The sequence below is a fragment of the Nocardia sp. NRRL WC-3656 genome (genome assembly GCF_000720265.1).
Lineage (GTDB): Bacteria > Actinomycetota > Actinomycetes > Mycobacteriales > Mycobacteriaceae > Nocardia > Nocardia nova.
Window position 1 is genome coordinate 22,743 of record NZ_JOJF01000030.1, and the last position, 13,760, is coordinate 36,502.

Genomic DNA, 13,760 nt, shown 5'->3' on the forward strand with positions numbered 1-13,760 from the left:
CGGCGCATCACCGCCGAACGCTCGGCGCGAAGTCCGGAAGCGAGGCACACAGCGCGGACAAGCGTCCGCGACCCTCCTGCACGGTGCCGTCGGGCCGGACGACAAGCGTCGACGCGCGACCGCGGCGCATCCACCGAGACAGCTCCGAGTTCGGTGCCGGGCACACGAGGACACCGCCGCGTCGGCGGACCACAGCTCGGTCCCATGCCGTCGGATCTTCGAGGGTGATGACGGCGTATCGGCCGCCGATGACGTCGTCGACGCACTGCCCGTCCGGCATTCGATCGTTCGGAATCAAACGACCGGCGAGAAGACCGCGTATCCACCTCGCCGTCACCGGTGAGGAGTCGCGCAGTGGTGGGGATTCACCGCTGGTGACCATCCGGGCGAATCCCGGGATGTGCTGCAGGTACGGCGCGATCAGGCCACGCAACCGGTTGCCCAGTTCGCCGCCTTCGGTCATGGTCAGCCCGGTGAGCTTCGCCAGCCGAATCATCTTGCGCGCGTGAGGTTTCCTTTCCCTTTCGTAGGTGTCGAGCACAGCGGCCGGCAACTCGGCGCGCAGCACTCCGGCCAGCTTCCAACCGAGGTTCGCGGCATCGCGGATACCCGCGCCCATCCCCTGCCCGATGAACGGCGGGGTCAAATGGGCCGCATCCCCGAGCAGGAACACGCGCCCCTGTCGCCACCGATCCGCGAGTTGCGCGCGGAAGGTGTATTCGGCGACGCGCACCACTTCCATCTGCTCGTACTCGGTCTCGCCGAGCCACGGGCCCAGGAGCGGACGGAGGGCGGCCGAATCCCGGTAACCGTCGGCGTTTTCACCCGGATGCAGCCGAAATTCCCATCGGTACCGCGTCTTCCCGATGCGCATATAGGTAGCCGCGCGATCGGGATCGCAGACTTGGTGGACACCTTCCCAGTGCTGCAGCTCGGTCGTGGCGGCGATATCGACCACAAGCCATCGCTGCTGGAATCGCAGGTCTCGCATCCGTCCGCCAATTCGATTGCGCACCAGGCTGTTCGCCCCGTCACAGCCCAAGACATATTCCGCTCGTACGGCCTCGGCCCGCCCGCCTGATCGATCGGTGAATTCCACGCGCACGCGGTGGTTCTCTCGGACTACGGCGGTTACATCCGCATTGCCGCGCATTGTCACCTGCGGGTACCGAGCCAGGTTGCGACGAAGAATCGCTTCCAACTCCGGTTGGTCGAACAGGTTCGCCTCCGGATGTCCGTTGCGACCGCCCGTCGTATCCCGATCGAACTGCGCCAGCACGCGGTGATCCGGATCCGCCAATCGCAAACCCAGCGCCGGACGGGAGACGGCGTCGAATTCCGCACCGACACCCAGCCGTTCGAGGATCCGGCGGATTTCGCCGTCGAGGTGGACGGCGCGCGGCTGCGGGTAGACACCCTCCCACCGCTCGAGTACCAGCGATTCGATGCCGTACTGGGCGAGCAGCGTGGCCGCCGTCAACCCCGTCGGGCCCGCGCCGACGATCACGACCTGTACCACCGGCGAGGTCACGACAACACACCCCGCACCGTGGCGACAGACGCGATGGCAACGAGACCGCCGCCGAACGCGGTGGGTCCGATCGTCATCGACGCCTCTCCACTCTCCAGGTGACGGCGTAGCGGGCCAGAACAGCGTCGATCGCGGCGCGGTCGGCGGTGGAGTCGAGCACCACCGTCGCGACAACGGCGCCGTCTTCGACCGCCGCGACGATGTCGGCAACACCGGCCGCATTCGCCAGCGCGTCGACCAGTTCGCGTCGTGTCGCATCGGCGCGCAGGCCCAACTTGTACGGTTTGCCGACGTCGGTGACCGGCAGCGCGTCGAGGATCGTCACGGTCTTCGGTACGGCCGCGCGTTCGTGCATACGCTCGGCGGCCCAGCGCACCAGCTCGTCCTCGGTGACGTTCGCGTCCCCGGTGAGCGCGACGTAGGCGACCGGCACCTCACCGGAGTGCACGTCCGGGCGGCCGACGGCTCCCGCCGCGCCGACCCGGGGGTGGGACAGCAGGACGTCCTCGATGGTCGCGGGATCGATATTGTGACCGCCGCGAATGATGAGATCCTTTGCGCGACCGTGCAAATGGATGAAGCCCTCGGCGTCGATATGCGCCAGGTCGCCGGTGTTCAGCCAGCCGTCGATCACCGTGCCAAGTTTGTCGAGGCGGTGGCCGGCGTCGGTACGGCCGGTGACATAGCCCGCGAAGACAGTGGGTCCATCGACGACCAGCACGCCGATTTCCCCGGCAGGCAGATCTTCCCACGCCCCGTTGTCGGCCGCGCGGACGACCGCGACGCGCTGGTAGGGCATGCGCTGGCCGACCGCGCCGGGTCGGGGAACATCCGGAAAGCTGCGCGCGGTAGCGCACGTGGCCTCGGTGAGGCCGTACCCTTCGACGAGGGTCACGCCGGTATGTTTCTGAAAATCCTCGCGCACTGCCGCCGGCAGCGGCGAGGCTCCGACCATCGCGTAACGCAAGCTGGAGATATCCGCCTGGACCGGGCACCGGGCCAGCACCGCGTAGACGGTCGGCACGGCGCTCATCGCCGCAATCCGATAGTGCGCCACGATGTTCCAGAACTCCGCGTACAGGGCGAGATCGCGGTATCCCAGCGGACCCGCCCACACGACCGACTGGCCGCGGAACAGCGGCGCGAGCAAGGTGACGACGAGCGCGTTGACGTGAAACAACGGCAGTGCCGCGAACCCCACCGCTTCGTCGTCGAGCAGCGAGTTGGCGGCGATCATCCACGCGTTGGCGACCTCACCGAAATGACGGTGAGCGGCCAGCTTCGGCACACCGGTCGTTCCGCCGGTATGGAACAGCGCCGCCAGATCCGATCCCGTAGGCGGCTGCCCCGCGAATTCGGTCGAAACCTGTTCTGCGGCAAGTAGTTCGAGATAGCCGACCACGACGCCGTCGATGACCGGCAGTGCCGGCCGAGGCTGCCCGGCGGCCGTCGGACGTAAGACGAGCAGCGCGGCGAGCAGACCTCGCTCGGCCAGCTCGCGCGCGGTGTCCCAGGTATCGGGCGCCAGCTCCGGACCCGCGGCGATCAGTGTCCTGGCGCCGGAACGGCGCAACAGTTCCGCGATGTGATCGCCGGACAGCCCACCGTTGATGGGAGCGGCGATGCCGGCCAGCTGTGCGGCCAAGGTCGCCGGAATCAGCTCGGCACAGTTCGGGGCGATGAGCGCGACCGCATCGGAGCGGCCCACACCCAGCTCGTGCAGCAGATTCGCGTAGCGATGGACGTCGGCGAGCAGCTCGGAGTAACTGCGCTGCAAAGATTCTCGCCAGCGAGACGCATCGGGCAGCACAGCGAGTGCCCGTCGCTGCGGCCATCGCGTCGCGGCACGGACGAGCAGCGCGTACGTCGATTCCGGCAAGCCACGCGCCTCCAGCGGAATCGACTCGATCACCTCGAGGTCTGCCGGGCTCTCGTAGCGCGGCCACAACAGTTCCTCGGACGCGCCGACGAGGGACGCGGTGTCGGTCATCGGGCGTACCTCACGACCGTGCGCTGGCGGCCGAGATCGAGCACGCCGTCGTCGGTGCCGATCGCGGCCTCCACCACGTCGCCGTCCCGCAGATACTTCGGATTCCGGGCCTGGCGGGAGAAGAACAGCTTCCACTTCACCTTCGGCGGCAGCAGGGAGCCGATGATCTCCACAGGCTTGGGCGGGGCACTGATCGCGGTGCCGACCGGCGTTCCGGTCAGCAGCAGGTCACCGGGGTCCATCCGCTGGAAGCGGGTCAGTTCCCGCAGCGCCTCGACCGGCCGGTAGATCATGTCGGCAACCGTCATGTCCTGCCGTAGTCCGCCGTTGACCCACAGCCGCAGCCGGAGGTCGGTGAACCGCTTCAGCTCTTCGGCGTCCACCAGCACCAGCGCCGGCCCGACCGGCGTGAACGTCGGGTACGACTTCGCCTCGTAGAACTGCGTTTTCGGCAACTGGACGTCGCGAGCGGAGACGTCATTCGTGACGACCAGCCCTGCGACGTAGTCGGCGAGATTCTCGGCGGTGACCTCCGAGCCGACGGGCATCTCCCGGCCGAAGACGAGCCCGATCTCCACCTCGTAATCCAGCAGGGACACATGGGCGGGCCGGATCACATCGTCGTACGGGCCACTGATCGAACCCGATGCCTTGCGGAAGAACGTCAGCGGCACGGTCTCGGGGTCACCGCCGGAATCCTTCACGTGGGAGGCGAAGTTCGTCATCTGCGCGACCACGCGGCACGGCGCGGTCACCGGAGATATCAGCGAAAGGGTGTCCACCGCAACGGTTTCGGAGCTTCCGGATGCCGCGAGGACAGCGCCTCGATCCGCCAGTAGCTCCCGGGTGGTGGTCGCGGCGGTGTCGATCCGGGCGGCGCCCGCTGGTGTGTGCACCCACCAGCCGTCGACGGTGCGCAGTACGGAGATGGTCATGAGTTGGCTACTTTCAACAGGCCGCGCAGGCGGCGGAAATCGAATTCGTTGTCCTCGCGCAGCGCGGCGACGATCGCGCGTGCCTCACGCAACGACTCGGCTCCCGGCTTGATACCGAGGAAGTCCTTCGTCGCGGGTGGTCCCCACTGGGCCAAACCGGACGCGCTCATCGGAGCCCAGCCCGGCTCGACGGTGGCATCGAACATGTCTCCGTCGCTGAAGTGTTCGACCATGAACCCGTCGGGATCACGCCAATAGTCGAAGATCTGACTGCCCTGGATATGCCGGCCGATGCCCCAGGATCGGCGATAACCCTGCTCGCGCAGATACTCGCCCCCCGCGGCGAGCGCGTCGAGGTCCGCCACCTGATACGCCGAATGCACGTACCGGTTCGACGGGCCCAGGGTCAGCGCGAGCGTGTGATGGTCGGCCGGAGTGCCCGCTCGATCGCAACGGATGAAACTCATGACCGGCTCACGCTCCCGCTGGCCGGGGTAATAGAGGAAGTCGCTGACGATCAGTCCGAGATTGTCCAGGTACCAGTCGAGGGTCTCCCGGTATCTCGTGGTTTGCACGACGACGTGTCCCAGCCGCTGCACCCGCGCCGGGGCTCTGGCCGGTCGCTGGGTGGCGTTGACCCGCACAATGCCGTGCCCCGTGTTCAGCAGGTGCGGTTGCTGCGGGGCGAGAGCATCGAGTTCATGCGCGCCGGCGACGACCCGCACCCGGAGCCCACTCGGATCGGCAAGATCGACGGCCGCTCCCCCGAGTGACTCTGCCAGCGGCACGACCCGAGCGCCGCGCGCCTCGGACAGGCGCAGCAGGTCTGCGGAATCGGCGGCACGGAAGGCCGGGCCGACGAATCGGGATCGGGCGCCACGCCGGATCAGGACACACGGTGCGCCCGGGTCCGTGCCCCGCAGGTGCAGCTGGTCGGGCGTCCGCATCGCGGTCGTGAAGCCGAAAGCATGAGCGAAGGTCTCCGCCTTGTCGAGATCGGGCTTGTCGAACTCCAGCCACGCGAGGTCGAGCACCTTGACGACCGGGTTGCGTGAGCGCCCGGGGTGTTCTCCCGGCAACGCGCCGTGCTCGCTGTGCAGGCCGCTGTGCACATCGTGATGGCCGCTCATCGGCCGCTCCTTCCCGTAACTGACGATATCGTCACTCACGAAGATATCCACAGTCAAGAGTTGATGAGAATTTCGTCAGTATTGACAAGAGCGGCTACGATGACGGGCACGGAGGCGAGAAGAGGTGATGCAGCGATGACCGCACAGACCGGGGCCCGGCCGAACCGGCTCGAGCGCCGCAAGGCACGCACCCGCGCCGCACTCGTAACGGCCGCGCAATCGCTGATGGCGGACGGAAAAGTGAATGTCCCGATCGTCGAGATCACCCAAGCCGCCGACGTCGGCATGGGCTCGTTCTACAACCATTTCCAGAGCCGGGAGGAACTGTTCCGGGCAGCGGTCGAGGAGGCGCTCGACCGGCACGGCGCACTGCTCGACCTGCTCTGCGAAGACCTCGCCGACCCGGCGCAGGTGTTCGCTCAGAGCTTTCGGCTGACGGGCCGTATGCACCGGCGCAATCCGACCCTGAGCAAGGTCCTGATCAACAACGGGCTCGACCTGGCCGGCTCGACGAAGGGGCTGGCGCCCCGCGCTCGCCGCGATATCGAATCCGCCGTTCAGGCAGGCCGATTCGACGTGCGGGATCCGGAACTGGCCATGACGATCGTCGCGGGCGCCACGATCTGCCTCGGGCGACTGCTGCACGACCAACCCGACCGCGACGACGGCGAGGCCACCGATTCGGTGACCGAAGATCTGTTGCACATGTTGGGCCTCTCGCGCGAGGACGCTCGCGAGATAGTCCAGCGTCCACTGCCGTCGCTCGATACGTCCCCGCGCGATACGTCAGCGGCCGGCCTCGCCTAACCCGCCGCTCGCGGGGGACGTCGAATGGGCAAGGGAGACAGCGGAAACGGGTGATCGCCTCACGTCGACGCCGAGTTGCCTGGTGACAACGCCCCTTCCACGCCGCGCCACCCGAACCGCCGGCGGGGCAGCCCGAGGTATGCGTCCCGGCGGAACCGCGGACGCGGCTTCATCTTGGCGGCGCGGATCCAGCCACCGAGGCCGGGAGTGCTCAGCGAGGCCGTCATCGCGATGTCGCGGGCCGCCGCGATCAGTGGGTTGTCGACCGACACCAGCGATTTGTTGAAGACCGAGAAGTCGATCATCGCCTCGGCGTGCGGGCGGCGTTCGGTTTCGTAGCTGTTCAGAATGTCCTGGCCGGCACCGTGTTTCAGGATCGCGGTGAGCTTCCAGGCGAGGTTGTCCGCATCGCGCACGCCCGAGCCCATACCCTGCCCGACGAACTGCGGTGTCATGTGCGCGGCATCGCCGGCGAGCAGGATGCGCCCGACGCGCCAGCGATCGGCGACCACGGCGTTGAACGTGTAGACAAGCTTGCGCAGCACCTCGACCTCGTCCGGGTGCACGAAACGGGCGATATGCCGGCGGACTGTTTCCGGGTCCTCCATCTCCTGTTTCGTCTGCGATTCGGTGAGCATGAACTCGAATCGGTGATGTCCGTCCGGTTGGGGACACGACACGATCGGCAGATCGGGGTCACACACGAAATCGAAGTACGGCAGGTGCCGGAAGGCGTCCGCTCCGTCTTTCGCCTTCAGGTCCACCACCAGCCACCGTTCCGGAAAACTGGTACCGGTCATGTCGATTCCGAGCTTCGTGCGCACGACACTGCGCCCGCCGTCGCAGCCGATCAGGAACTCGGCCCGCACTCGCTCGGTGGTGCTCGGATCGGTTTCCGATTCGCGCTGACCGTAGCCGGTGCCACCGCATCCGACGTGCTCGACGACGACACCGTCGGCGCCCTGGTCGACATCGACAACCTCACGGCCCCGGCGCACCGTCACATGCGGGTATCTGCCGAGGGCGCGTTCGAGGCTGTTCTCGAGATAGGGCTGGTACAGGAAGTTGACCACCGGCCATCCCAGCGGGCGCTGGACCTGTTTGAACTGCACCAGCACACGTCCGTCGCGGCGCACCCATTGGACGGCGGAGTCGGTGTTCATATCCGCGGCGAGTTCGTCTGCGGTACCGGCGGTTTGGAAGATCCGCATACATTCGTCGTCGGTATAGACCGCGCGGGCGAGGCCGTAGAATTCCGGTTCGCGTTCGAGCACCAGCACGCTGATCCCGCGACGGCCGAGCAGATTGGCCAGGGTCAGGCCGGTCGGTCCCAGGCCGACGACCACGACGTCGTAGTCGGTGGAGCTCATCGTGACAATCCTTCTGCCAGTTCGGGAACGGTGATCTCCGGAGTTCCGATCGACTGCAGCGCCTGCCGGAACTGGGCAAATTTGCCCAGGACGGTCTCTCCCACCGGGGTGTGGCCCCAGATGCTGATGCCCTGATAGGTCGTCGGCTCCCAGGTGGATTCGAGTTCCGGGCCGACCACGATCGGGTTCCAGCCGACCTCCAGCTCGAAACCGGAGGGGGTCACGCAGTAGAACGACAACTCCCTGTCGTTGGTGTGCTGACCGACCGACCATTGCATCCGGAACCCGAGCGCGGTGACCCGCCCGAAAGCCGCGAGCATGTCGTCCAGCGTCGCGGATTGAATGTTGATGTGCTGCACCGAGGTTCGAATCGGATCGAGCTTCACACCGCGCACGTTGGCGATGGCGATCGAGTGGTGTCGCTCGTTGACCCGCAGGAATCGGATCTTCATCTTCAGCCCGGACACGGTCTCGTCGATGTAGTCCGACAACCGGGAATCGAAGACGGTCTGGTAATAGCCGCGCATCGCCTCCGGTTCGCGCGAGATCATCGCCACATGCCCGAGTCCGGCCTCACCCGTCACCCAGCCGGAGCTGATCATTCGCAGCGGCTCCGGGGTGGTGACCGGTGTTGTGAAGATTTCCTGTGCGATGCCTTTCGGGCCGGCGAAGCGCCACAACCGATCCACTCCCCGCAGTGCCGCGTCCTCGGGTGTCGCCTCGACGATCGGGACCCCGCGCTCGGTGACCCGCGCGACGATGCGGTCGAAGGTTTCGTGATCGTCGACCTGCCAGCCCACCGCGATGACGTCCTCGACCGAGCCCCGCCGGATCAGGAACCGGCAGGAGCGATCGTCGAGGCGAAAACGCACGGTATCGCTGTCGAGATCGTCGACGTGCAGACCGATCGCCTCGGCGCCGAAGCGCCGCCAGTCGGTCAGCCGATTCGATTGCACGACAACGTATCCCAGGTGCACCGCACCGAACACCGAAGCATCGGTGCGCGGGCGGAGGAACTCGCTCATCGGTCCGCCTCGAGAAAGGCGGTGGCCAGGGTGTTGAACAGGTCCGCACGTTCCCACTGCACCCAGTGGCCGGCATTCGCCGCCAGGTACAGATCACAGTTGGGCATGGCGTCGGCCAGCATGCGCGCACCGGCGGGCCGATTGACCTTGTCGTCGGTCCCCCACACGACCAGCGTGGGATGAGCGACCTTGCGCAGGCGCGAGTCACGCGTGAAGTCCATTCTCCACAGCGTGCGCAACGCCAGCGGTCCCGAGGGCCGGCGCAGCGGTGGGTCCGCCATCACTTCCGGGTCGAGGCTGGCCCGGTAGCGGGCCTCGATGAGCTCGTCCGGCACCGCGCTGCCGTCGTAGACCAGATACTCGCGAATGAACGTGGTGATCTTCTCCCGGCTGGGCCCGGAGCCGGTGTAGTAGCTCAACAATTCCCGCAGCCCCGCCGTGGGCAGGGCCCGCGTGGTGCCCACGCCACCGGGCCCCATCAGGATCAGCCTGTCGACCTTCTCGGGCCGATCCATCGCCAGCCGCAAGGCTGCCGCACCACCGTAGGAATTGCCGATCAGGTGCGCGGACGCGATGCCCAGTTCGTCCAGCAGCCCGCCGATCGCCCCGGCGAGGTCACCGAACGGATCGGACTGGTTCACCCGCTTGGACGACCGGCCGTAGCCCGGCATGTCCGGCACGATCACACGGAACTTTCGCGCCAGGGCGTCGATGTTGCGGGAGTAATTCGACAACCCGGTCGCGCCGGCGCCACCACCGTGCAACAGAACCACAGCCGGGCCGGATCCGACCTCACTGAAGAAGATCTCCCGATCGCCGACCCGCACGGTCCGCCCGGTTCCGACGCCCTCGTCGATGCTAGTCACGACACCTCCACACCTCTTTGTTGATGAAATCATCAACTGTGGAGCGCGGCCGCGTCAAGCCTTTCTGATGAAAATGTCAGAATTAGCCGACCGCTGAACGGGAAATATCGCCGGTGCCGCGCCTCGGCGATGGCAGGCTCGGCATATGAGTACCTCCGTCGATGCCCACGCCGTCCCCGAACTGCTGGAACTGCCCACCGAACACGGCGTCCTGCGCTACCGCGACAGCGGCGAGGGCCCGCCGCTGCTGATGCTGCACGGATCCGGACCCGGTGTCACCGGCTGGCGCAACTTCAGCGGTAACGTGCCGACATTCGCACAGCAGTACCGCACGCTCGTGCTCGAGTTCCCCGGATTCGGGGTCAGCGACGACTTCGGCGCGGCACATCCGATGATGTCGGCGCAGCAGGCGGTCACCGCGTTCCTGGACGGGCTCGGACTCGAGACCGTCCGGATCATCGGGAACTCGATGGGCGGTTTCGTGGCAACGGAATTCGCTCTCGCCGCGCCACAGCGAGTCGAGCGCCTGGTGACCATCGGCGGCATCGGCACCACGATCTTCAGTCCGCAGCCCGGCGAGGGAATCATCCGGCTCAGTGAGTTCGTCGAGAATCCGACCCGCGACAGCTTGGTCGCCTGGCTGCGCTCGATGGTCTACGACCAGAACATGCTCACCGAGGAGCTGATCGAACAGCGCTGGCAGCAGGCCACCGAACCCGGCGTCCTGGAGAATTCGCGGCGGATGTACGGACGTGCGGCGCTGGCGCGGATGGCGGAGGCGGCGCGTGCCGCCGATGTCACACCGGGCTGGGCGAACTTGCGCCGGATCTCCGTTCCGACGCTGATCACGTGGGGGCGTGACGACCGGGTGAGCCCGGTCGACATGTCGTTGATCGCGATGCGGACCCTGCCGCACGGCGAGGTGCACATCTTCCCGAATTGCGGGCACTGGGTGATGATCGAGCAGAAGCAGGCGTGGGAGGCGACCGTCTCGGCGTTCCTCGCCCGCTAGCCACAGTGCCGGCGCCGGTTCCGCCGCACGCGTTGTGCGGCTACGGGACCGGCGCCGAGGGCTGCCCCATCACCGCTCGCAGACCGACGAGCAGCATCTTCATGCCGCGCAGCTGCAAGGCCTCCACCTCGGAGAAATCGCCGCCGACCTCCTGGTCGACCCACTGGATGTAGGCCTGGCGGCTGGTGTGCACGATCAGTTCCGCCGGAAGTCGGCGCAGAAACGGATCGTCGCCGAGTTCGACTCTCGCCGAAAGGAATTCCGTGATCGGCTCGCAGAGCTGCTCGCCCCATTCGAGCCAGCGCAAACGGTACTGCGGCGTATGGATCATCAACGTCATGAATTTGCGGTCGGACTCGGGCGTCCGGCGCTTGTAGACCTCGGTGGTGAACGCGCGCGCCAGCGTTTCGGCGACGTCGGCGTCGGCCGGCGCATTCTTCAGGAAGTCGATGATGATCGCCTGGCTGCGCCGGAACAACGGCCCCATGACGTCTTCCTTCACCGGGAAGTGGCGATGGAAAGTCCTCGGCGCGATGCCGACCGTCTCGCAGATGCGCTCCACGGTCGCGGAGGTGTCACCGTCGGCGACGAACATATCGCGCGCGGTGTTCGCGATGGCCAGACGCAGTTCCTCCGCGCGGCGTTCGGTCAGCGTCGGCCTGGACGACTTGCTCACGACCTCTGTCCTCCTTGATCGCAGTCCACGGTAACGCTTACACTCAAGCCTGTCAGAATCTGACATATAGTCATATTCTGCCGTTGTGTGGCGGTTGGAGGCAACAGATGGCAACGGTGCAGCTCGAACAAACCCCCAACGCGATGATCGATCGCGTGGCGTCGCTGCTGGAAGCATTCGTCGGGCAGCGGCCCATGACGCTGGCCGACATCACACGGCGGTCCCAACTGCCTCGCTCGTCCGCGCATCGAATCCTGCAGCGGCTCGTGGAACTCGGCTGGGTGGAACGCCACGGCTTCGAATATGTCCTGGGCATAAGGATGTTCGAGTTCGGGTCGCAGGTGGTGCGCCAGCGCAGCCTCAACGACGTGGCGACGGCCGTCATGACCGGATTGCACCGGCGCACGGGTCTGACCGCGCATCTGAGCCTGCTGTCGGGCGCGGAAATCCTGCATCTCCATCGAGTCGGAGCCTGGCCGATGCCGGGGCGGCAGTGGGCGGTCGGCGCACGCCAGCCCGTCGAACTCACCGCGGCCGGTCATGCACTGCTCGCGGCGATGGATCCGGAGCAGTGGCCCGAGCTGCCGTTCACCGTCGCCCCCACCTGCTACAGCGTGCGGACTCGCCGGCAACTGGAACGCGAGTTGGAGAAGGTCCGCGCTCGCAGCGGGGTCGCCGTGGACTCGCAGGGCTGCGCACTGGGAGTCACGGTGGTAGCGGCCGCGCTGGACATCGACGTGGACCGCGGTCGCATGGCGGTGTCCCTGTGCGGTCCGACGCGCTCGATCAAAACCACGGCGCTCGTATCGGAAGTGCGCCTGGCGGCGAACGAGATCCGGCGCGCGGCCTTGGCCTCGCGCGGGATCGAGCCGCGGGCGGTGCGCGTCTGACGGTCGCTGCGCCGCTGGCGCGATGCGTCCTCCCGGGGGATCGCAGAGCATCGCACCCTTCGGATACGCGCAGCAGAACGGGCCCCTGCCGTCGGATGACGGCAGGGGCCCGTTGCCTCCGCGCTCAGCTCACCGCGCTGTCGAGTACGCGCAGTTCCCCGGATTCCGCGGCAGCCCGGATGGATTCGCGAAGTTGCGAGCAGCGCCGCATCGCCTCGCCCGAGAGTGCGTCCGCGGCATGACGTTCCACGCACGCCGCACTCGACTCCGCGTCCCATTGAATGCTCGTCTGCGCCCAACTGCTTTTCCGGGCGAGCACGCGCGCACCGCACTGCCGGCACTCGACCGGCGCCATCGGCACCTCCCGAACGCGTTCGTCGATCGGCGTCACGAAGTCGCCTCCGCCGCTTTGCGGGCGATGTTCTCGCGGACCTGCTCCTCCCAGCCCGCCAGCGGTCGCGTGGTGTCGAGTTCGAATTCGAACCTGTCGACCATTTCGGGAGCGACATCGGCGACATCGACGTAGAACTGCTGATACCAGCGGCGCAGCTGATATACCGGGCCGTCTTCCTCGCAGAGCAGCGGATTGTCGATGCGCGCCTTGCTCTTCCAGATCGCGACGTCCTGCTCGAAGCCGAGCTTGACCCAGTCGCCGAGCGCGACGGCAGTGGCCATCGCCTGATCCTCGGGCAGCGTGTCGGACTTTTCCACGATGATGCCGTACTGCAGGACGAACGAATTCTCGTCGATCGGATAGTGGCAGTTGAGCAACACGGTTTTGTAGTCGCCGTGTTCGTAGTGATAGACGAGGTCGTCGATCATGAACGACGGCCCATAGTAGGAGGCCACCGACGAGGTGCCGAGCAGTTGCGGCTGGCCCACCGGTCCGGGTAGGTCGGCGCGAGCGCCGCTTTCGAAGTACTGGGTCGCCACCGGTCCCTCGAAGACATTCTTGAAGAAGGTCGGCAGGGAGCCGTGGATGTAGAAGAAATGCGCCATATCCACGACGTTGTCGATGATTTCGCGGCAATTCGTGTCGACCACCGTGGTGTACCAGTGCCAGTCGGTCCAGTTGTCGGCGCCCGCACCCGCGATCCGCGGGATGGTGACGTCCTCCGGCGGCGGATTGCCCTCCGGATCGTTCCAGACGAACAACATGCCGTCCTGCTCGAGCGTCGTCCAGGCCCTGGTGCGCGCCAGTGGCGGCACCCGGCGGGCGTACGGGATCTGCTTGCAGCGCCCGTTGCCGCCCCAGCGCCAGTCGTGGAAGGGGCAGGCGATCTCGTTGCCCTTGACCTCGCCGTCGGACAGGTCGCCGCCCATATGCCGGCAGAACGCGTCGAGCACGTTGACCCGGCCGTCCTCACCGCGGAACACCACCAGCTTGGTGCCGAAGGCCCGGATCGAATGCGGCCGTCCGTCGGCGAAGTCTCTGATCAGCCCGAGACAATGCCAGCCGCGGGCGAATCGCGTGGGCACTGCCCCTGCCTCGATCCGGCGTACCTCGTCATGCGTCGTTGTCATGTCC

Annotated in this window: 13 protein-coding genes; 3 read left to right on the forward strand and 10 right to left on the reverse strand. The window is 66.8% G+C overall.

Annotation, left to right across the window (positions count from 1 at the left end; genetic code table 11):
* Positions 1-7: 7 nt before the first annotated feature.
* From IG65_RS0128395 to IG65_RS0128410, 4 genes are all read right to left on the reverse strand, one after another.
* Positions 8-1,531, reverse strand: coding sequence for a bifunctional 3-(3-hydroxy-phenyl)propionate/3-hydroxycinnamic acid hydroxylase (locus IG65_RS0128395; RefSeq protein ID WP_030518017.1), 1,524 nt, complete (start codon positions 1,529-1,531; stop codon positions 8-10).
* A 73-nt stretch (positions 1,532-1,604) separates the two neighbouring features.
* On the reverse strand, positions 1,605-3,521 hold the full coding sequence (locus IG65_RS0128400; protein WP_030518018.1) for an acyl-CoA synthetase: 1,917 nt from the start codon (positions 3,519-3,521) through the stop codon (positions 1,605-1,607).
* Positions 3,518-4,456 carry a fumarylacetoacetate hydrolase family protein gene (locus IG65_RS0128405; RefSeq protein ID WP_030518019.1) on the reverse strand — a complete coding sequence of 313 codons (939 nt, stop codon included), beginning with the start codon at positions 4,454-4,456 and terminating at the stop codon, positions 3,518-3,520. The genes IG65_RS0128400 and IG65_RS0128405 overlap by 4 nt, the downstream gene beginning before the upstream one ends.
* Positions 4,453-5,586 (reverse strand): VOC family protein, encoded by a 1,134-nt coding sequence (locus IG65_RS0128410; RefSeq protein ID WP_030518020.1) that lies wholly within the window; start codon positions 5,584-5,586, stop codon positions 4,453-4,455. The genes IG65_RS0128405 and IG65_RS0128410 overlap by 4 nt, the downstream gene beginning before the upstream one ends.
* Positions 5,587-5,721: 135 nt before the next feature.
* Here IG65_RS0128410 and IG65_RS0128415 point away from each other — a divergent pair, with 135 nt between their 5' ends.
* Complete coding sequence (locus tag IG65_RS0128415) at positions 5,722-6,393, forward strand: TetR/AcrR family transcriptional regulator (RefSeq protein WP_030518021.1); 672 nt, start codon at positions 5,722-5,724, stop codon at positions 6,391-6,393.
* 59 nt (positions 6,394-6,452) lie between these two features.
* Here IG65_RS0128415 and IG65_RS0128420 read toward each other — a convergent pair whose 3' ends face one another.
* The 3 genes from IG65_RS0128420 to IG65_RS0128430 are packed head-to-tail and all read right to left on the reverse strand — an operon-like array spanning position 6,453 to position 9,645.
* Positions 6,453-7,763, reverse strand: a complete 1,311-nt coding sequence (locus IG65_RS0128420) for a bifunctional 3-(3-hydroxy-phenyl)propionate/3-hydroxycinnamic acid hydroxylase (RefSeq protein WP_081879828.1) — start codon at positions 7,761-7,763, stop codon at positions 6,453-6,455.
* Positions 7,760-8,788 (reverse strand): VOC family protein, encoded by a 1,029-nt coding sequence (locus tag IG65_RS0128425; RefSeq protein ID WP_030518023.1) that lies wholly within the window; start codon positions 8,786-8,788, stop codon positions 7,760-7,762. Before IG65_RS0128425 ends, IG65_RS0128420 begins: the two co-directional genes overlap by 4 nt.
* Positions 8,785-9,645: an alpha/beta fold hydrolase gene (locus IG65_RS0128430; RefSeq protein ID WP_036525976.1), complete on the reverse strand. Its 861-nt coding sequence runs from the start codon at positions 9,643-9,645 to the stop codon at positions 8,785-8,787. The genes IG65_RS0128425 and IG65_RS0128430 overlap by 4 nt, the downstream gene beginning before the upstream one ends.
* Positions 9,646-9,799: 154 nt before the next feature.
* Here IG65_RS0128430 and IG65_RS0128435 point away from each other — a divergent pair, with 154 nt between their 5' ends.
* Positions 9,800-10,666: an alpha/beta fold hydrolase gene (locus IG65_RS0128435; RefSeq protein ID WP_051757067.1), complete on the forward strand. Its 867-nt coding sequence runs from the start codon at positions 9,800-9,802 to the stop codon at positions 10,664-10,666.
* A gap of 40 nt (positions 10,667-10,706) precedes the next feature.
* On the opposite strand, the gene IG65_RS0128440 is transcribed toward IG65_RS0128435, so the two are convergent.
* Entirely contained in the window at positions 10,707-11,342 is a 636-nt protein-coding gene (locus tag IG65_RS0128440; protein ID WP_030518026.1) for a TetR/AcrR family transcriptional regulator, read from the reverse strand.
* Positions 11,343-11,449: 107 nt separating this feature from the next.
* Here IG65_RS0128440 and IG65_RS0128445 point away from each other — a divergent pair, with 107 nt between their 5' ends.
* Positions 11,450-12,232: an IclR family transcriptional regulator gene (locus tag IG65_RS0128445; protein WP_030518027.1), complete on the forward strand. Its 783-nt coding sequence runs from the start codon at positions 11,450-11,452 to the stop codon at positions 12,230-12,232.
* Positions 12,233-12,356: 124 nt separating this feature from the next.
* Here the strand turns inward: IG65_RS0128445 and IG65_RS0128450 are convergent, their stop codons facing one another.
* Together IG65_RS0128450 and IG65_RS0128455 are read right to left on the reverse strand one after the other, a co-directional pair.
* Positions 12,357-12,587, reverse strand: coding sequence for a hypothetical protein (locus IG65_RS0128450; RefSeq protein ID WP_051757086.1), 231 nt, complete (start codon positions 12,585-12,587; stop codon positions 12,357-12,359).
* Between the two features lie 32 nt (positions 12,588-12,619).
* Positions 12,620-13,756, reverse strand: coding sequence for a Rieske 2Fe-2S domain-containing protein (locus IG65_RS0128455; protein ID WP_030518029.1), 1,137 nt, complete (start codon positions 13,754-13,756; stop codon positions 12,620-12,622).
* Between the last annotated feature and the right edge of the window lie 4 nt (positions 13,757-13,760).

Bases quoted from the DNA above. Each gene is read 5' to 3' on its own strand.
- IG65_RS0128400 (WP_030518018.1), bottom strand. From the start codon at position 3,521: ATGACCGACACCGCGTCCCTCGTCGGCGCGTCCGAGGAACTGTTGTGG.
- IG65_RS0128405 (WP_030518019.1), bottom strand. From the start codon at position 4,456: ATGACCATCTCCGTACTGCGCACCGTCGACGGCTGGTGGGTGCACACA.
- IG65_RS0128410 (WP_030518020.1), bottom strand. From the start codon at position 5,586: ATGAGCGGCCATCACGATGTGCACAGCGGCCTGCACAGCGAGCACGGC.
- IG65_RS0128415 (WP_030518021.1), top strand. From the start codon at position 5,722: ATGACCGCACAGACCGGGGCCCGGCCGAACCGGCTCGAGCGCCGCAAG.
- IG65_RS0128420 (WP_081879828.1), bottom strand. From the start codon at position 7,763: ATGAGCTCCACCGACTACGACGTCGTGGTCGTCGGCCTGGGACCGACC.
- IG65_RS0128425 (WP_030518023.1), bottom strand. From the start codon at position 8,788: ATGAGCGAGTTCCTCCGCCCGCGCACCGATGCTTCGGTGTTCGGTGCG.
- IG65_RS0128435 (WP_051757067.1), top strand. From the start codon at position 9,800: ATGAGTACCTCCGTCGATGCCCACGCCGTCCCCGAACTGCTGGAACTG.
- IG65_RS0128445 (WP_030518027.1), top strand. From the start codon at position 11,450: ATGGCAACGGTGCAGCTCGAACAAACCCCCAACGCGATGATCGATCGC.
- IG65_RS0128450 (WP_051757086.1), bottom strand. From the start codon at position 12,587: ATGGCGCCGGTCGAGTGCCGGCAGTGCGGTGCGCGCGTGCTCGCCCGG.
- IG65_RS0128455 (WP_030518029.1), bottom strand. From the start codon at position 13,756: ATGACAACGACGCATGACGAGGTACGCCGGATCGAGGCAGGGGCAGTG.